An 18950-nucleotide genomic window follows, 5' to 3' on the forward strand; every position below is an offset into this window, starting at 1 on the left:
GCCAGGCTGTTTCTTTCGCAGGCGCGCGCCCATCCCCCTCGACCCGAACCCTGCGCGCCCGGAGCCGGTCAGCCTCGCTGGCCGGCTTTCTCGTTGGAGAGAGGCTAATAATCCTTCTCGAAGAAGACGCCGATGCTCGAATCGCCGTCCGATCCAAGCGACCCGCGGGCCTTCAGCTCGTCGGTGATGTCGAGATTGATCGTGCCGCGCGTCGTGCCCTTGGCGCCGGCTTCCACACCGAGATAGATGTTGTCCTGGATGTAGCGGCCGGCGCGGACGGCGGCATTGCCTTCGCTGTCGGTCACCACGTCCAGATCGTCCAGGCCCGTCGCATTGCGCAGCGAGCCGAGCAGCGACGAGTTGGAGCCGCCGGCCAGTTCTGCGGCCGCCGCCGCGAGCTGCGCGATCTGGATGGCGGAAAGTTCATCGATGCCGCGGTTGAAGATCAGGCGGGCGAGAACCTCGTCCTCGGGCAATTGGGGCTGCGAGGAGAAGCCGATCTCGAGATCGGAGACCCGGCCCTTGACCGTGATGAAGACGATGATGTCGTTGCCGCGCGAGCGCGCGATGAAATCGAGCTGCGGGTCCAGATCGCCGACGAGCGTCACTTCGCCCTCGTCGAAGGTAATGCGCTGGCCGAGAATGGAAAGGCGGCCCCGGATGAGCTTGAAGCCGCCGACCGGCTGAATGTTGGTGACGGGGCCCGTCAGGCGCACCGAGCCGCCGAGTTCCGCATCAAGGCCGCGCCCGCGCACGAAGATGCGGGCGGGCGCGCTGACCGTCACGTTGAGCTGGACGACGCTCGGGCGTGCGGAGGGCATGGGCGTTCCGTCGTCGGCCCGCGCACGCTTGAGCGTGCGCTCCACCGCGGGGGGAGGGTTCCGGTGGCGCACCTGAAGCGCCTCCGCGCCGCCGCCCAGGTTTTCCGGAACGATGATTTCCGCCCGCTCGACGGTGATGTCGCCGGACAGGAGGGGATCGCGGGTGAGCGATCCCGTCAGGGAGAGGGCGCCGTTCACCGTTGCGGTGACCATCTCGCCGTCCGTGTGCCGGGCATTTTCCAGGCCTATCCTCAGATCCGCCGGGAAGCCCGCCCCGGCGTTGCTCGAAACGCTGCCGGAGACGGAGACGCGGCCGCCGCCGGACAGGGCGGCTGAGCCCTCGGTGATGGTGATGCGGTCGCCGGCGATCGCCGCCGCAAGGCGCACATCGCTGACGCGGAGATTGGTCAGGGGATCGACGGCAGCCGCGTTGGCCGTGGTTATCGAGCCGTTGATGACCGGATTGCGCATCTCGCCGCTGACGCGCGCGTCGAGCGAGACGGTGCCGGACAGCTGCGTTCCCCGGTCGGCCAGCATGCGGTTGGCGATCGAGAGCGGAGCGTCGCCCGAAACATTGAGCGCCAGGCCGGCGCCCGCCAGCGGGATGGTGCCGCTCGCCTCGATGGCGAGGCCGGATGCGCCCGTGGCCGTCAGGCTGTTCAGCTGCACGCTCTCGCCGGCATAGCGGCCGTTGGCCGAAAGTTGCAGGGGGCCGACGCCGACGCTGGAGAGGGCGGCGGCATCGAGGCCCGCGGCGCGCAGGTCGAAACTCGCCTGCGGCGCCGCAAGCCTGCCGGTGACGCGCGCGGTTCCGGTCAGTTGACCGGCGAGCGCCTGTCCCGGGGCGATGCGGTTGAGGATCGCCATGGGGAAGGCGTCGAGCCCGACATCAATCGCCAGCGCGCCATCCGCCAGCGGCACATCGCCCTGCGCGGTGGCGCGCAGACCCTCGGGACTGGATACGGCGGCATCCACGGTGAGCTGGTCGCCGCGCGTTCTCCCGCTGGCGTCGATGGTCAGCGTGCTCAGTCCCGCCTGCGCAAGCAGGGTGGAAGCGATGCGCCGGCCTTCCAGATCGAAGGTGATTTCCGGAGCCTCGCGGGTTCCCGTGAGGCGGGCGTTTCCGTCCAGTGTGCCGTCCAGCGCCAGATCGGGGCGGATGGCGTTGGCGACCGAAAGGGGAAGCCGGCTGATGGTGAGGGCGAGGTCGAGCGTGCTGGTCACGCGGCCCGCGGCGCTGATGCGGCCGCCGGCAACGTCGAGCTCGAACGGCTCCAGCGTCAGGTTGCTGCCTTCGACCAGGAGCGATGTCGGCTGGATCAGACGGGCGGCGAGCGTTCCCTGAACGAGGCCAAGCTGCTCCAGAGCGACACGGTAGCCGTTGCCCTCCGGCGTGAGCCCGCCGCGGGTCGTCAGCGTCGTTCCCTGTTCCAGCACGGCTTCGGCGGTGAAGGCCGTGGTTTCGCCGGTCTGATCGGCCCTGGCGTCGAGGCGGGTGATCTTGAGCTGGCCGGCGGCAACGCCCTCCGCCTCGACGAGACCGGAGATTGCGGGGACACCGAACAGGTCGTCGATCGCGGCCTCGATCCGGCCGCTGGAGAGCGTCGTGTCGTCGATGCGCAGCGCGCGCAGGGTCGCGTCGATCTCCACACGCTGCTTGCCGTCCACCGGTTCCAGAACGACGCTGGCATCGGCCGCACCGGTTGCCTCGCGCAGCAGAAGCGCGGCCGCGGTGGAGATGTCGGCGGCATCGACGTCCAGCCGTCCGGCAAGCAGCCCGTTCGTGCCCTGGGTGACGTCGCCGCTGGCGGTGGCCCCGCCGGCGCTGAAGGAGAGGCCCGTCAGCTGCCTGCGGTCGGCGGCCAGCACGATGCCGCTTTCAAGCGTGGCGCGTTCGCTGGCAAGGAAGGCACCGCCGACGAGCTTGCCGGTCAGCGTGCCGCGCTCCAGCTGCCCGTCGAAGCCGAGCGATGCGTTCCTGAGGTCGCGGCCGGCGAGGACGCCCGCCGGCGCTTCGGTGGCCAGCGTGAGGTTGATGCGGCCATCGGCTCCCTCGGCGCGGCCCGATGCGGTGAGACGACCGCCGGCGCGCGGCGACAGGGACGCCATGTCGGCGAGCGCCGCGTCGAAGCGGAAATTGGCGGCACCGGTGGCGAAACTGCCATCGGCCTCAAGCACCAGCTGCTCGTTGGTCAGCCGCAACTGGCGGGCGGTGAGCCCGCCCGTGCCGCGCGCCACACCGCCGTCGATGCGCGTCGTGCCGGCCATCAGCCTGCCGGCGGTCTCGTTCTCCAGGCGCAGATCGGTCGCTGTTCCGTCCAGGTCGAGGTCGAAACCGCCGCTGACCGGCATGACCCTGCCGCGCGCCGTCAGGTCGATCGCGCCACCGAGGTCCTGGCCTGCCAGGGCGGAGAAGGGCGCCAGGCTCGCAGCCGAAACGCCGATCTCGCCGGTGAAGATGAACTTGTCCACCGTGCCCTTGAGCGACGCCGCCAGCCCGTTGCCGGACAGGGTGGCGTTGTCGATGGCAACCGGTGTGCCGGCGCGCCAGTCACCGGCGACCTCGAGCGCCAGCGCATCGCCCAGCGCCTCGGCGATGTCCGCGCGCTTGGCGGTGATCCCGGACAAGCCGCCGTCGATCTCGAAGCTGATCCGGCGGTCCGCAGGGCGCTCGAGATTCTGCGCCAGTCCGCCCATGGTAAGCCGGGTCTCGCCCGCCGCGAACGCTGCCGTCTGCAGGCCGTCGATCTCCAGCGTGCCGTTCCAGCGATCGGCGCCGGCCTCGCCATAGGTCACGTTCAGCCGGCCGATCTGCAGCGACGTCTCTCCACCGGCAACCGGAAGGAGCACGCGCTGGCCGTTGCGGTCGGCGATGTCGGCGTCGAGGGAGAGGGCGGTGAGGAAACCGTCGCTGCCGGTTTCGGCCGCGGCCTCGAGCCGCAACGCGGCGCTGGAGACCTCCAGGTTCTCGAGGAGCATGCCGCCGGCCGATTTCGACACGCCGTTGGCGGTGATCGTGGTTCCGGCGCCGAAAAAGTCGCGGAACTGCGTCGGCAGCAGGCGGGAGATCGTGCCGGCCAGCCGGGTGGAGAAGCCGAGGCCGTCGTCGCGCTGGCGGAAGCGCGCGGTGCCGCCGAAAGCCGGCACACCGTCGGCTTCGAGTGCCAGCTTGACGTCGAGCTCGCTGAGCGGGCCGCTGCCGGCCACCGTCAGCTTGAGGGGCGGTCGGCCCTCGACATTAAGCAGATTGGCGACGACGCCGTCGGCCGGCTCGTCGAGGGTAAGGTCGAGGTCGAGTATCTGGGTGTCGTTGGCAAAGGCGGCGGCGAGCTTGAACGCGCCGCCCGGGCCATCGAGGCGCTGGATGTCGAACCGGGTATCCAGTGCGCCGCCGTCGATCTTCAGGGCCCCGTCGAGGCTGAGTTCGGCGGCAAGGCCGAAAACGTCCTCGCCGAACCGGGCGGAGGGGATTTCCAGCTTCGCCAGATTGACGGCGAGAGGCAGTTCAGGGACCTGGAACGAGCGGGATTCCGGCGCAGGAAGTCCTTCGGCAGGCAGCGGCCGGCGCAGGACCTCGATCCGCTCGGCGGCAAGGCGCTGCACTTCGAGCCTCTGGCGCAGGATCAGCGTCGAGCGGCTCCAGTCGATCGATGCGTTGACGATGCGCAGCCACACGCCCTCGCGGTCGGCGATGGATATCTCCCCGATGGTCGCTTCCGAGGAAAGCGCGCCCTGGATTCCGGAAATACGGATCCGGCGGTCGGGCGTCGAAAGCTGGTCTTCGAGAAGCGTCGTGAAGAAGGACCGTTCCTGCTCTGCATCACTCGCGGTCGGCGCGCTGTCCTGCGCCATCGCGGGCAGCAGGGCGAAGAGAAGGGCGAGGAGGGCGAGAAAACGGGTCAAAACGCTTGTCCTATCCCGACATAGAAGGCGACGCTCGGATCGCCGGCGCGCCGGTCGAGCGGAACGGCGACGTCGAGGCGGATGGGGCCGAGCGGCGTCAGGTAACGCAGGCCCGCGCCGACACCGACACGCACATCCTCGGAGAAATCGGGGAAAGACTCCGCGCTGACCGTTCCGGCATCGACGAAGCCGACAAGGCCGATGCTGTCCGTGACACGCGCGCGCAGTTCGGCGGAGGCCTCCATCAGCGAGCGTCCACCGGCGATGCCGCCCGGCGTTTCGACGCCGATATTACGATAGGCGTAACCGCGCACCGAGCCGCCGCCGCCCGCGAAGAACAGCTTGTCCGGCGGCGTTTCGGCGATCGGCGCACCGACGAGCGAGCCGATCTTGGCGCGAGCGGCGGCGACGAACCGCCCGTCGCTGCCGAAATCATAATAGGCGCGGCCCTCGAGCATCATGCGCGCGGCCAGATTGCCGTATTCGAGCTCGTAGAAGGGATCGAGGCTGGCTTCCAGGAAATAGCCCGTGGTGGCGTCGGCGGGATTGTCGCGGCTGTCATAGGTGACCGTCCCGGCAAGGCCGATCGTCGTGAAGTTGCGGGTGCCGAAATCATCGTCGAAACGGGCGTAGCCGCCATTGGCGAACAGGCTGCCCGAAAGTTCCCTCGTGAACTCGTGGCGGAAGCCGATTTCGGCGCTGACGCCGGTGCGCGTGTAGCGCTCCAGCACTTCGCGGTCGCCAAATACGGAGGCCTGAAAATCGGTGTCGGGCGTGTAGACGCCGGGTTTCAGGAACGTCGCACCCAGCCGGTAGGTGAGGTCGGCCGGATCGAACGTGTTGCCGATGCCTGAAACCTGACCCTCGAAGCGCAGCCTCTCGGCGCGGCCGAACAGGTTGCGGTGCATCCAGTAGGCCTGAAGGCCCAACCCGTCGAGCGTGGAATAGGTGCCGCCGACGCCGAAGCGACGCGGCAGCCGTTCCTGCACGATGAGCGACAGCGGCAGGCTTCCGTCCGGCCCGATCTCGTCGGCCTCCTCGATGCGCGCCGAACGGAACACGTCGAGCTTCGAGAGCCGTTCCCGGGCGCGGGCCAGATCGTCCGGATCGTATTCGCGTCCCGGCACGAGGCCGGTCTGCCGCGCGACGAAATCCGGGTCCATGCGCTCCGTGCCGCTGACGGTCAGCGGTCCGTAGACGGCATATCGTCCCGGCTCCACGGTCAGCACCGCGTCGAGCGTGCTGCTTTCATGGGCGGCGGTGACGCGCCTGTCGGCGATCTCGGCCTTGGGGTGACCCTGCTCGCGCCAGGCCTCGACGGCAAGCCGCCCGGCCTGCAGGATGGTGGCCGAACGGGCGATCTCTCCCGTTTGAAACCCTTCCTTCGCGGGAGCGTCAACCCGGTCGTTGCGCCGCGCCGGCGGCGGAGCCTGATTGACGATGCGGGCCTCGCCGAAGCGGAATTCGGGGCCTGGATCGACACTGATGCGGACATTCGCCGGGTTGGCGGGCACCGCGTCGGGCGGCAGGTCTGCCGCTTCGCGGCCGTCGATGGTGATGCTGATCGCGCCGCCATAGCGGGCCTGGCCGTAGAGCGTGTTGAGCAGCCGGCGATAGTCGCCGCGCGCCTTGACGATCAGGCCGCCGGCGCCGGACGCCGGTTTCTCCCGGTCCGCCCAGAGGCCGGAGGCGCCGCGCAGGCGTTTTTCCAGGTCGTCATTGCCTTCACCGGCGCTGAACTCGACCGTGTAGTTCCATGGCTCGCCGATGGTTTCCTCGGTCTCGGCGGGCTTGTCGCGGCCGAACAATTTTATGCCGAAGAGCTCGAAGGCGTTTGCGGAAGGCTGCGGACAGGCAAGCAGAAACGCGAGGGCCATCGTCAGACCCAAGCGCCCGCGCATCGACGGTGCGGCGTCGATTCTACTCAATACCCTCTCCGTGCCCACCGAGGTGAAGTCTACGTTGGCGACGTTTCCGCCGCGTTAACGTTGATTTTCCGTGCATTCGCGACGCGAAGGCTCCCAGTCCAAGGCGTTAAACCACAAAGGTCCGCACCCGCCAATGCGGAGCGTCACCAATGGCAGGAGAAATGTGGCCTGATGCGGGCATTTTCTGGAACGGAGCGTAACGGGAACCAACATCGGCACAACGGGTTGCGTAAACGAGACGTATCGGGCCGCATTTGAAAGCGTGGGATGCACGGTTATGTTGACATCGGGACGCTTGCTTGACGAAGGAAACGGAAACAATGGCAAACCAACAGGCCAAGACCGCGCCTGCGAAGCGCAAGCCGGCTGCCGGCGGACGCGGGTCCGTCGTGCGGCGAAGCCCGGCGGCAAGCGCGCAGCGGCCGGTCTATCTGGTCGATGGCGCGCGCACGCCCTTCCTGAGGGCGCGTGGCAAGCCAGGCCCCTTCACGCCGGTCGACCTCGCCGTGCAGTGCGGAAGGCCGCTGCTCCTGCGGCAGCCATTCGCTCCGGATGCGTTCGACACCGTTATCCTCGGTTGCGTCAACGTGATCGCCGACGAGATGAACCCGGCGCGCGTCGCCGCCCTGCGGCTCGGCATGGGGGAAGCGATGACGGCCTTTACGGTACAGATCAATTGCGGTTCCGGAATGCAGTCGATCGATACCGCGTTCCGCACCATCGAGGCGGGCAAGGCCGATCTCATCCTGGCCGGCGGAGCGGAAGCGCTGTCGCACGCGCCGCTGGTGCTGCGCCAGGAGGCGGCGGCCTGGTTCGGGCGGTTCGCCATGGCGAAAACGGCGCTGGAGCGCGCCTCGGCGCTGGCCGGTTTCCGGCCGGAGATGGCCAAGCCGGTCATCGGCCTCGAACGGGGTCTGACCGACCCGGTCACCAATCTCAACATGGGGCAGACGGCGGAGAAGATCGGCCATCTGTTCGACATCTCGCGCGAGGCGGCGGACGCCTATGCGCTGGAGAGCCACCGACGGCTGGCGAAGGCGCAGAAGGACGGCGCGCTCGCCGGCGAGGTGATCCCGGCCATCGACCGCAAGGGGGAATTGTACGACCACGATGATGGCGTGCGGCCCGACAGCACGATGGAGAAGCTTGCCAAGCTCAACCCAGCGTTCGAGCGTCCCTATGGACGGGTCACGCCGGGCAACTCCTCGCAGATCACGGATGGAGCCTGCTGGGTGATCCTCGCGTCCGAGGAGGCGATGAAGAAGCACGGGCTCACGCCGCTGGCGCGCATCGTCGACAGCGAATGGTCGGCGCTCGATCCCTCGATCATGGGGCTCGGGCCGACCCTGTGCTCGACAGCGCTGATGCAGCGTCAGAAGCTGATGCGCACGGACATCGACCTGTGGGAACTGAACGAGGCCTTCGCGGCGCAGGTGCTCGCCTGCCTTGCGGCATGGAAAGACGAGGACTTTTGCCGCAAGGTTCTCGGGCTGGACGCGGTTTTCGGGGCGATCGATCATGACAGACTGAATGTCGATGGCGGCGCGATCAGCCTCGGCCACCCCGTCGGCACGAGCGGCAACCGCATCGTCCTTCACCTCGTCAATGCCATGCGCCGGCGTGGGGACAAGCGCGGCATCGCCACCGAGTGCATCGGCGGCGGGCAGGGCGGCGCGATGCTTCTGGAGGTGGTGTGATGTCCAAGACCGGAATCTCCGCCGCCGCGCTGCTGGCGCCGCGCGCAATGGACCTCGGGCCTGCGGAGCGGATCGACACCGGAGCCGTCCACTGGCGGCTTGCCCGGGATGCGCAGGACGTCGCCTGGCTCGTGCTCGACCGCGCCGGCGAAAGCGCCAACACGCTGAGCGAGGCGGTGATGGCGGAACTCGACATGCTTCTCGGCAGGATCGAGGCGATGAAGCCGAAAGGCCTCGTCATCCGCTCGGCCAAGAAAAGCGGCTTCATCGCCGGCGCCGACATTCGTGATTTCCAGGGGATCGCCGATTCAGCGGAGGTGGAGGCGCGCATGACGCAGGCGCATGCGGTCATCGACCGGCTGGCGGCACTGCCCATGCCGACGCTGGCGGTGGTGCATGGCCATTGTCTCGGCGGCGGCCTCGAACTGGCGCTCGCCTGCCGGTACCGCATAGCGATCGACGGTGCGTCATTTGGCTTTCCCGAAGTGCTGCTTGGTCTGCATCCCGGGCTGGGTGGCACTTTCCGCCTGCCGGCGCTGATCGACCCGCTCGAAGCGATGACGATGATGCTGACCGGCAAGACGGCGCACACGAAACGGGCGAAGGCGCTCGGGCTTGTCGATGCGGTCATCGAGGAGCGGCATGTGCAGAACGCGGTTGCCGCCGCGATGTCGGGCAAGCTCCGCAAGCCGCGCGGCAACTGGAAGTCCGGGCTGCTGGGCTTCTCGCCGGCGCGCGGCCTGGCGGCGCGCAGGATGCGGGCAGAGACGGAGAAACGCGTTTCCGAAGCGCATTATCCCGCCCCTTATCGGCTGATTGACCTCTGGGAAGAGCATGGCGGCGACGCCAAGGCGATGCAGAAGGCCGAGATCAGGTCCTTTGCCGCCCTGCTTGCCGGCGTGACGGCGCAGAACCTGATCCGCGTGTTTTTCCTCCGCGAGGGCCTGAAGGCACAGGGCAAGGGCGACAGCGACATCGCGCATGTGCATGTGATCGGCGCCGGCACGATGGGCGGTGACATCGCTGCCTGGTGCGCGGCGCGCGGATTGAAGGTCACGCTTACGGATATCGATGCGAAAGCGATTGCCCGCGCCGTCGGCCGCGCATCGTCCTTCTTCGACAAGCGGCTTTACACCGGCATCGACCGACGCGACGCCTTCGATCGGCTGGGCGCCGATTTCTCCGGCGACGGGGCGGGCCGCGCCGACCTCGTGATCGAGGCGGTGGCGGAGAATGCCGACATCAAGCGCACCGTCTACAAGGCGGTCGCGCCGCGGATGAAGGAGGGCGCGCTGCTCGCCACCAACACGTCGAGCATTCCGCTGGAACAGTTGCGCCGGTCCGTGCCGTTTCCGGAGCGGCTGTTCGGGCTGCATTTCTTCAATCCCGTCACGCGGATGGAGCTCGTCGAGGTGGTCGGCCACGACAAGGCGGCGGAACGCGCCCTTCAGCGTGCCCGCGCCTTCTGCGGCGCCATCGACCGGCTGCCCGTGCCGGTCAGGAGCGCGCCGGGCTTTCTCGTCAACCGCGTCCTGACGCCTTACCTGATGGAAGCGCTGGTGATGCTCGATGAAGGGATCGACAAGGAAACCATCGACAAGGCGGCCGAAACGTTCGGCATGCCGATGGGACCGATCGAACTCGCCGACCGTGTCGGTCTCGACATCTGCCTTGAAGTGGCAAGGACGCTGAAGGACGGACTCAAGACCCCGATGCCGGACGTGCCGGCGTGGCTTGAAACCATGGTCTCGGAGGGGCGAACCGGCCGCAAGGCGGGGAAGGGGCTTTACGACTATGATGCGGCGGGAAATCCGAAGAAGAAAACGGATACGCCGCCGCCGCACGCGAGCCTGAGTGACCGGCTGATCCTGCCATTGATCAACGCCTGCGTGGCATGCCTGCGCGAAGGCATCGTCGCCGATGAGACGACGCTGGACGCGGCGGTGATCTTCGGTACGGGGTTCGCGCCTTTCCGCGGCGGGCCGCTGCATTATGCCCGCTCGCGGGGCATCGATGACCTCATCGCGGAACTCGAACGGCTGCGGGAAAAATTCGGCGACCGGTTTGCCCCGGATGCGGGCTGGAACGGGCTCGGCAAGACCGGGTGACGTTTCACATCATGCCACCCGTGGAACCGGGCGCGGCGTCGGCGGATTACCCCTTCTCACGATGAGAAGGAGACGGACAATGCCCGCAACCTCGAAAGCCCAGCAGAGGGCGGCCGGGGCCGCTCTCGCCGCAAAGCGGGGGGAGATGGCCAGGTCGAAGCTTCAGGGCGCTTCGCGCGACATGTATGATTCCATGAGTGAGAAGGAACTGGAAGACCTCGCCGAGACCGATCACAGGGGTCTGCCGGAGAAGAAGGACTAAAGCAGGGTCGGCCGATCAACCCGCTCTCCGGAGCGCGACCGCTGATCAGGCAGGGATGAGGGTGATGCGCCTTGTGAGCTTCGCCCGGCCGGTCACACCGTCCTATCGCCGATGAAGCGGCGGATCCTGCCGGCCGCCTCGCGCAGGACGGCTTCGTCCTGGCACATGGAGATGCGCACATGCCCCTCGGCGGCAGCGCCGAAACTGACCCCGGGCATCACCGCGACGTCCTCGGCCTTCAGAAGATCCCAGGCGAATTTTTCGCTGTCCCTGTCCACCGCGCGGATGTCGAGCATGACATACATGCCGCCTTTCGAGCCGCGGACTGTGACCCCGTTCATACCGTGGATCGCCGCGAGGAAGGCCGTGCGGCGCTTCGCATAGCGCTCGGCGATCTCGGCGACACCATAGGCGTTCTCGACGGCGGCAATGGCGGCGCGGGAGATGAAGTCGGGCAGGCCGTAGGTGGCGACGAGATTGAGATTGGTCATGGTGGCGATCATGTCCGCCGGGCCGGTCAGCCAGCCGATGCGCCATCCGGTCATGCCGTGGCTCTTCGACAGAGAATTGATGACCAGCGTGCGTTCCTTCATGCTCGGCAGCGCGCGGGGCGAAAGGTGTTCCTCGTCGGCGCGGATCGTCCAATAGACCTCGTCGGAAAGCAGCCAGAGATCGCGCTTGCGGCAGATGTCAGCGATCCGTTCCAGGGTTTCGCGCGAATAGATGGCGCCCGTCGGGTTGTTCGGCGAATTGATCAGGATGGCGCGGGTGTCTTCCTCCAGCGCGGCCTCGATCTCGTCGAGCTTCGGCTCGAAACTGTTCTCCGCATGGGTCTCGATCTCGGTGAAGCGGCCGCCGGCGGCGCGGACGGTGCCGGGATAGGTCGCGTAGTATGGGGAGACGATGACCGCATGCGCGCCCGGGTCGAGCACCGCCTGGCATGCCGCGTAGAGGGCGCCCTGGCCGCCGATGGTCGCCATGATCTCCTCCGGCGCCGTGGGGACGCCGGTGCAGTCCTCCGAGAGCCGGGCAAGGCCGGCGCGCAGGCGCGGCAGGCCCGGCAACTGGGTATAGTGATGATAGCCGCTGCGCACGGCTTCGACGCAGGCCTCGATCGTGCCTTCCGGCGTGTCGAAATCATGGTCGCCCACCGAAAGCATGATGACGTCCTCGCCCGCCTGCTTGCGCGTCAGCGCAGCGAAATGCACCTCCCAGCCATTCTTGCCGGACGGCACGATGCCGGAAATGCGGGCGGACGGTCTGGGCATGGAGTTCTCTCCGGCGGGTGGTTCGTGGGTCGGCGGGAGATTCTGCCGCGCCGGATCGGCTGGCCTTTTAGCAAATGGGCCGTTATGAGAACAGCGCGAACAACCGAGGCCTTTGGTCCTGGCGGCTTGCGGCATTGGTGCAGGGGCAGCAAATGCTGGCCGCGAAGGGCTTTGTCTAGAGGATGCCATGATGCTGGCCCCTGATAAGGAAAAGGGTTTAACGGCCCAGGAAGCAGTCGATCTTGCGCTGACGTCGCGCCGTTCCGTGCGCGCGTTCCTGCCAGAACCGGTCGACGAGCAGACTATCTGCGACATCCTGCGGGTCGCCGCGCGCGCACCGTCCGGCACGAACATGCAGCCCTGGAAGGTCTATGTGGTTTCGGGCGACCGGAAGGATGAGCTTTCGGCCGCCATCCTGTCTTCCGGCGTCAGGCCGGAGAAAATCGCCTGGGACGAGTACAAATATTATCCTGACCAGTTCTTCGAACCCTATCTGACGCGGCGGCGCGCGGTCGGTTTCGCGCTCTACGAGCTCTTGGGGATCGGTCGCCGCGAAGTGGAGCGGATGCGCGCCCAGCACGACCGCAACTTCACCTTCTTCGATGCTCCCGTCGGGCTGATTTTCACCATAGACCGCCGGCTGAACAAGGGGTCCTGGGTCGATCTCGGCATGTTCATCCAGTCGGTGATGGTGGCCGCGCGGGGGCGCGACCTGCACACCTGCCCGCAGGCTGCGTTCGCGCCCTATCACAAGCAGATCAGGCCGATCCTCAACATCCCGGACGAGGAAATCGTCGTGTGCGGCATGGCGCTCGGCCATGAGGACCCGTCCAGGCCGGAGAACCGGCTGCGCTCCGAGCGCGTGCCGCTGGACGAATTCGTTTCCTTCGTCCGCTGACGGTTCGCGGGGAAGGCGGGCGTCCAGGCGGTCCGATCGCCCCGAGCTTACGAATTTGTAATTTCCCGGCAAGATTGCCGTAATGTGAAATCATCCAGCCTCCACGTGTTCCCTGCCGCTGCTCCCAGGCGGCCCCCAACGTGGAGACCGACATGAAACGAACACTTCTCTTATCGGCCCTGGCCGCCAGCCTGGTTGCAGGCTCTGCGGCGGTCGCACAGGAGGCCCCCGCGAACGGCGCACCGCCGGCAGCGGCCGAAGGCGGGAAAAACGGCAAGATGATGCGCGGCATGGGCCGGCTCGACGCCGATGGCGACGGTTCGATCTCCTTCGAGGAGCTTTCCGGAGCCCGGCTCGAGCGGCTGAAGGGCGCCGATGCGGACGGTGACGGTACGCTTTCGGCTGTGGAGCTCCAGGACCACATCGCAAAGCGCGAGGCTGAACGCAAAGCCCGCCGCGCCGCGCGGATGCTCGACGTGGACGGTGACGGCACGGTGACGCTGGCCGAGATCGAGAACCAGCAGAAGAAGCGGTTTGCGCTGATGGACGCCAATGACGACGGCAAGCTCGACCAGCGCGAAATGCGCCGGGGCGCGCGCCAGATGGCGGGCGAGCACGGCGGCCGGCATGGCCGGCATGGCAAGATGCGCGATCACCGGGGTGGCCCCCGGGGCGACAGGAACTGAAACGCGCCGCTACCGCCCGAAACCGCGCCCGATACGGACGACGGTTAGGGCGGGTGTCCGGTCGGCCTCGTGTTTCGGCCGGCCGGCGATAGGCCCGGTGTCGCCGCGCCGGGCCTATTCGATTCTGTAACCGACGTCCTCCGCCGCGCGGCGCAGGACTGAGACGAAGGCGCGGGCGAAGGAGCGGAAGACGTATAATTCAAAGCGCTGGTCGCCTGTCCGCTGGATCTGTACGAAATAGTCGTGATGCGCGGTGGCGCGGCCTTCCGTCACCGGAAAGGCGGCGCTGCTGAAGTCGAGCGCGAAGAGCTTGGCCAGCACCCATTCGGCCCGCGCGCCCTCGACACGCAGCCGCGTCCGGCCGTGCGACAGGTCCGTAAGCGTGCCGGTTTCCTCGGGTACCGCTCCAATCAGCCGGTCCGCGAGGACTTCATTCCTGCCGCTGACCAGAAACCGGCCGGGGCCGATGTTGAAGGCCGCTGCTCCGGTTTCCTTGAATGCGCCGGCGCCTGCTCCCGCCTCCAGTGACAGTCCAACCACCTTGCCAACACGTGCCGCCAGCGCCCGCTCCCGGCCCGGCCAGGCGGTCGCCTCGACGATCGTCCCGCTCGGCGGCGCGGAGAGGGTGATGCCGATGCCATCGGCGAAGTCGCCGTAGGAGCCGGGTTTAAAATCCGCGCCCAGCGGCGTCGCGCGCTCAACCATGCATGCGCCTCCCATCCGGATCGAAGAAATGGTGGCTGACCAGTTCCACCGGGCCGAAGCGCTTGCGCAGCGGGTCGGAGACGAAGGCGCGCGTACCGTGCCGCGCCTTGCCACCCTTCACCAGCGCCAGGCCGATATACTTTGCGAGAGCCGGCGAGTAGCAGAAGGCCGTGATATGGCCGATGCTCTGGCCGAGATCGTCCAAACTGCCTCCTTCGACGATGTGCGCGCCGCCGCCGAGCGGCTGCCCGTCGAGCGAGATGACGCCCACGAGACGGATGCGGTTCCGGTCGATCAGGCCGGGGCGGTCCATCAGGCCGGAGCCGATGAACGGCTTCTTCTTCGACAGCATCCAGTCGAGATAGAGGTCGCGCGCCGTGGTGCGGCCGTCGATCTCGGCGCCCGTCACATGGCCCTTCTCGATGCGCAGCGTGCCGAGCGCCTCCATGCCGTAGGGCGTGATGCCGAACGGTTCGCCGGCGTCCATCAGGGCTTCCCAGATATGCAGCCCGTGGCCGGCGCCGCAATAGACTTCATAGGCCAGCTCCCCGGAGAAGGAGAGGCGGCAGATCATCACCGGCGCGCCTTCGACGGTGCCGCGGACGATGCCCATGAAAGGCAGCGCCTCGTTGTCGACCATGGTGCCGGCGACGCATTTCTCCAGCACCTTGCGCGCGTCCGGGCCGGCAATGGCCGCGCTGGCCCATTGATCGGTGACCGAGGTCAGATGCACCCGCAGGTCCGGCCAGACGACATCGAGGACGTATTCAAGATGCTGCATCACCGGGCCGGCATTGGCCGTGGTGGTGGTCATCAGGAAGTCGTTCTCGCCGAGACGCCATGTGGTGCCGTCGTCGAAGGCGATGCCGTCCTCGCGCAGCATCAGGCCGTAGCGCGCCCTGCCGACCGGGAGGGTGGAGAACATGTTGGTGTAGACCCGGTCGAGGAATTCGGCGGCGTCCGGTCCCTTGACGGCGATCTTGCCGAGCGTCGAGACATCGACGATCCCGACGGAGCGGCGCACGGCGCCGGCTTCGCGGATATAGGCCTGCTCGACCGTCTCGCCCGGCGCGCCGTAGATCATGGGCCGGTGCCACAGGCCGGCCTCCATCATGCGTGCACCGTGCTCCACATGCCAGTCGTGCATCGGCGTCAGCCGGTCGGGCTTCAGATCGCCATAGCGCTCGGCCGCCAGCGCGCCGATCGACACGGGTGCATAGGGGGGACGAAACCGCGTCGTGCCCGCCTCCGGGATCGAGATACCGCGCGCTTCTGCCATGATGGCGAGGCCCGGGACGTTCGAGGTCTTGCCCTGGTCGGTCGCCATGCCGAGCGTCGTGTAGCGCTTCAGATGCTCGACGCTGACGAAGCCCTCGCGATGCGCCAGACGCACATCGTCGGCGGTGACGTCATGCTGCAGGTCGACGAAGGCCTTGCCCTTGCCCCGGATCTCGAAGACGGGAGCCGGCGCGATGTCGATCGGTGGCGCACCTGTCTCCGGAAGTTTGGCGCGGGAGGGCTTCTTCCCGGAAGCCCAGAGACCGGCATCGCGGCCGGTTTCCAGCGCGCCTGCCGTGGTCATGTCTCCGAGAAAGCTACCCGCGCCGCGCCAGTGCTGGCCGGGAGCGGGGGGCAGGAAGGCCTGCATGGTCTCGTCCCACTCGGCCTTGGCGCCAGCCTGGCTCGCCAGGTGGATCACCGGCTGGAAGCCGCCGGAAACCGCAAGGCAATCGCATTCGACCGGGCGCGCATCGCCCGAAAGCGCGCCGGTCGCCGCATCGAAGGGCTGCACGACGATGCCCGTAACCTGCCTGCCGCCCCTGGTCTCGACGATGGCCTGACCGGTCAGCGGCACCACGCCGGCCTCGGCTGCAAGTGCTGCGGCGGCTTCGGAGATGGTTCGCCGGACATCGACGATCGCGGCCACATGGCCGCCGGCCCTCTTCAGGGCGCTGGCGGCCTGATAGGCGCTGTCGTTGTTGGTGAAGAAGACCGTGCGGTCGCCGCACAGGACGCCGAATTCGCCGGCATAACGGCGCACGGCGCCGGCCAGCATGACACCCGGCCGGTCGTTGCCCGGAAAGGCGATCGGACGTTCGAGCGCGCCGGTGGCAAGCACCACGGCACCGGCCCGGATCGTCCAGTGGCGATGGCGGGGGTGGCCCTTCGGCGTTTTCGGCAGGTGATCGCCGATGCGTTCCAGCGCAGCGAGGGTGTTGCCGTCGTAGTGGCCCCAGACCGTGGTGCGCGGCAGGATGCGGACATTGTCCAGAGCTGCGAGCTTCTCCGTCATCGTCCGCGCCCAGTCGGCGGCGGGCTTGCCGGCGATCGTTTCGCCGGACCACAGGGCGAAGCCACCCGTTTCCGGCTCCTGCTCGGCCAGGATCACGCGCTTGCCGGCCCTGGCCGCCGCTTCCGCCGCCATCAGGCCGGAGATGCCACCGCCGACCACCAGCACGTCGCAGAAGGCGTTCATGCGCTCGTAGCGGGAGGGGTCCGGCGCATGGTCCGCGCGCCCCAGGCCTGCGGCGCGGCGGATGAAGCGCTCGCAGAACATCCAGAACCGGGTGCTCCTGAGCGGGCCGACGGCCGGACCCATGAAGGTCTTGTAGTAGAAGCCGGCGCCGAGCATCCTGCCGCCGAGCCGGTTGACCGCGCCGAGATCGAAGGCGAGCGAGGGGAACCGGTTCTGGCTCTCGGCGCGCAGCCCGTCATAGATCTCGATGCGGGTGGCGGGAATGTTCGGCTCGCGCACATTGTCCCGCAGGATGGTCACCAGCGCGTTCGGCTCGTCGATGCCGGCGGTGAAGACGCCGCGCGGCCGGTGATACTTGAAGGAGCGGCCGACCAGCCGGACGCCATTGGCCAGAAGGGCCGAGGCCAGCGTGTCTCCCGCGTGCCCGGCATAGGCCTCGCCATCGAAGGTGAAGCGGATGGTGCGCAGGCGGTCGATGGACCCACCGGAGGCAGAGCGGCGCGGGCTCATGCGGTTTCTCCGCCGGCTCGCGACGGCCGGGCGAGGGCGGTGCTGTGGATCTCGTGGGTCAGCGTGTCGCGGACGACCAGCAAATGCGCCCTGCAGCCGCCGGCATGCTGCCAGAATTCACGGTGCGGCCCGGCCGGGTTCGGCCGCGCATAGACATAGTCGTGCCATGCCTGCGTGTCGGTCGAGGCGGGGTCCGGCCGCGTGCGGGTCGCATCGCCCTGATAGGAGAACTCGGCGAGGTCGCGCGGGCCGCAATGGGGGCAGGAGATCAGCATGGCGGCTCCCTCAGTGCAGCTTGGGCGTGGGGCCGTGCCCCGTTTCGTCGATGACCGCGCCGCGCTCGAAGCGCGACAGCGAATAGGGTGCGTTGATGGCGTGCGGTTCGTCCTTGGCGATGGTCCAGGCGAAGGCGTAGCCAGATGCCGGCGTCGCCTTGAAGCCGCCGTAGCACCAGCCGCAGTTCAGATACATGCCGGGAAGGGGACCCTTGGTGATGATCGGCGAGCCGTCCATCGACATGTCCATCACCCCGCCCCAGGAGCGCAGAAGCCTCAGCCGGGCGACGGAAGGGAACATGGCGCAGATCTCGCTCATCACGTCCTCGACCGTGGGCAGGTTTCCGCGTTGCGCATAGGAATTGTAGTAGTCGAGGCTGCCGCCGAAGACGAGGCCGCCCTTGTCCGACTGGGACATGTAGAGATGGCCGCCGCCGAAGGTCACGACGCAGTCGACGAATGGCTTAAGCGCTTCCGAAACGAAGGCCTGCAACACATGGCTTTCAATCGGAAATTTCTCGATGCCGGCGAGATTGAGCACGCGGCCGGTGCTGCCGGCGACCGCCACCCCGACCTTGCGGGCGCGGATGTCGCCGCGCGTCGTGCTGACGCCGGTGATGCGGTCGCCATCGCGCAGGAAGCCGGTCACCTCGCAGTTCTCGATGATGTCGACGCCGCGCCGGTCGGCGCCGCGCGCATAGCCCCAGGCGACAGCATCGTGCCGCGCCGTGCCGGCACGCTTCTGCAGGAGCCCGCCGACCACCGGAAACCGCGCCGAGGCGGAAAGGTCAAGGCCCGGCACCTTGCGGGCGATCTGCTCGCGCGTCAGCCAGTCGGCATCGCCGCCGCCATGGCGCATGGCATTGCCGCGGCGGATATAGGCGTCTGCCTGGCCGGGGCTGTGGGCGAGGTTGAGGACGCCGCGCTGCGAGAACATGACGTTGTAGTTCAGCTCGTGGGAGAGGTTCTCCCAGAGCTTTACCGAGAAATCGTAGAAGCGGATCGATTCCGGCAGCAGGTAGTTCGAGCGGACGATGGTGGTGTTGCGGCCGATATTGCCGGAGCCGAGCCAGCCTTTCTCGAGCACCGCGACATTGGTGATGCCGTGTTCGGCCGCGAGATAGTAGGCGGTCGCCAGCCCGTGTCCGCCGCCGCCGACGATGATCACGTCATAGGCGGGCCTTGGATCGGGCTTGCGCCAGGCGGGTTTCCAGTCACGGTTTCCCGTGAGGGCGTTCTTCAGGAGCGACAGAGCCGAATATTCCGCCATGTTCCGCCAATCTCGTTGCCTTATGGACGCATGAACCTATAGGACAGGCGGCGCGGCGGAGGCAAATAAAGCGCCGTGGCTTTGCACAAGTCCGACCTGCGAGCGGTGGAGACAGGCCGTTGGCGCTTGCTGCCCGCGCAGGG

12 protein-coding genes are annotated in these 18950 nt (G+C 67.7%); 5 read left to right on the forward strand and 7 right to left on the reverse strand.

The window, feature by feature from the left end:
- Positions 1-104: 104 nt before the first annotated feature.
- Positions 105-4724, reverse strand: a complete 4620-nt coding sequence (locus NA2_RS00995; protein WP_008593176.1) for a translocation/assembly module TamB domain-containing protein — start codon at positions 4722-4724, stop codon at positions 105-107.
- The gene (locus tag NA2_RS01000; RefSeq protein ID WP_008593178.1) at positions 4721-6625 is read right to left on the reverse strand and encodes an autotransporter assembly complex protein TamA; all 1905 of its coding nucleotides are present in this window, start codon (positions 6623-6625) and stop codon (positions 4721-4723) included. Before NA2_RS01000 ends, NA2_RS00995 begins: the two co-directional genes overlap by 4 nt.
- 347 nt (positions 6626-6972) lie before the next feature.
- On the opposite strand from NA2_RS01000, the gene NA2_RS01005 reads away from it, so the two are divergent.
- The 3 genes from NA2_RS01005 (at position 6973) to NA2_RS01015 (ending at position 10719) form a co-directional block, all read left to right on the forward strand.
- Positions 6973-8349 (forward strand): acetyl-CoA C-acetyltransferase, encoded by a 1377-nt coding sequence (locus NA2_RS01005; RefSeq protein ID WP_008593181.1) that lies wholly within the window; start codon positions 6973-6975, stop codon positions 8347-8349.
- Positions 8349-10457, forward strand: a complete 2109-nt coding sequence (locus NA2_RS01010) for a 3-hydroxyacyl-CoA dehydrogenase NAD-binding domain-containing protein (RefSeq protein ID WP_008593183.1) — start codon at positions 8349-8351, stop codon at positions 10455-10457. The genes NA2_RS01005 and NA2_RS01010 overlap by 1 nt, the downstream gene beginning before the upstream one ends.
- Before the next feature lie 79 nt (positions 10458-10536).
- Positions 10537-10719 carry a DUF3008 family protein gene (locus NA2_RS01015; RefSeq protein WP_008593185.1) on the forward strand — a complete coding sequence of 61 codons (183 nt, stop codon included), beginning with the start codon at positions 10537-10539 and terminating at the stop codon, positions 10717-10719.
- Positions 10720-10811: 92 nt separating this feature from the next.
- On the opposite strand, the gene NA2_RS01020 is transcribed toward NA2_RS01015, so the two are convergent.
- Positions 10812-11987 carry a pyridoxal phosphate-dependent aminotransferase gene (locus NA2_RS01020; protein ID WP_008593188.1) on the reverse strand — a complete coding sequence of 392 codons (1176 nt, stop codon included), beginning with the start codon at positions 11985-11987 and terminating at the stop codon, positions 10812-10814.
- Between the two features lie 190 nt (positions 11988-12177).
- On the opposite strand from NA2_RS01020, the gene NA2_RS01025 reads away from it, so the two are divergent.
- Both NA2_RS01025 and NA2_RS01030 read left to right on the forward strand, forming a co-directional pair.
- Positions 12178-12885, forward strand: coding sequence for a nitroreductase (locus NA2_RS01025; protein WP_040676406.1), 708 nt, complete (start codon positions 12178-12180; stop codon positions 12883-12885).
- Between the two features lie 152 nt (positions 12886-13037).
- Positions 13038-13571 (forward strand): EF-hand domain-containing protein, encoded by a 534-nt coding sequence (locus tag NA2_RS01030; RefSeq protein ID WP_008593193.1) that lies wholly within the window; start codon positions 13038-13040, stop codon positions 13569-13571.
- A 114-nt stretch (positions 13572-13685) separates the two neighbouring features.
- On the opposite strand, the gene NA2_RS01035 is transcribed toward NA2_RS01030, so the two are convergent.
- The 4 genes from NA2_RS01035 to NA2_RS01050 are packed head-to-tail and all read right to left on the reverse strand — an operon-like array spanning position 13686 to position 18807.
- Positions 13686-14276, reverse strand: coding sequence for a sarcosine oxidase subunit gamma family protein (locus NA2_RS01035; protein ID WP_008593194.1), 591 nt, complete (start codon positions 14274-14276; stop codon positions 13686-13688).
- Entirely contained in the window at positions 14269-17262 is a 2994-nt protein-coding gene (locus NA2_RS01040) for a sarcosine oxidase subunit alpha family protein (protein ID WP_008593197.1), read from the reverse strand. Before NA2_RS01040 ends, NA2_RS01035 begins: the two co-directional genes overlap by 8 nt.
- Positions 17259-17537, reverse strand: coding sequence for a sarcosine oxidase subunit delta (locus NA2_RS01045; protein ID WP_008593198.1), 279 nt, complete (start codon positions 17535-17537; stop codon positions 17259-17261). Before NA2_RS01045 ends, NA2_RS01040 begins: the two co-directional genes overlap by 4 nt.
- A gap of 10 nt (positions 17538-17547) precedes the next feature.
- Complete coding sequence (locus NA2_RS01050) at positions 17548-18807, reverse strand: sarcosine oxidase subunit beta family protein (RefSeq protein WP_008593200.1); 1260 nt, start codon at positions 18805-18807, stop codon at positions 17548-17550.
- Between the last annotated feature and the right edge of the window lie 143 nt (positions 18808-18950).

Origin of the sequence: Nitratireductor pacificus pht-3B (genome assembly GCF_000300335.1) — a bacterium.
In the GTDB taxonomy this organism is placed as follows: domain Bacteria; phylum Pseudomonadota; class Alphaproteobacteria; order Rhizobiales; family Rhizobiaceae; genus Nitratireductor; species Nitratireductor pacificus.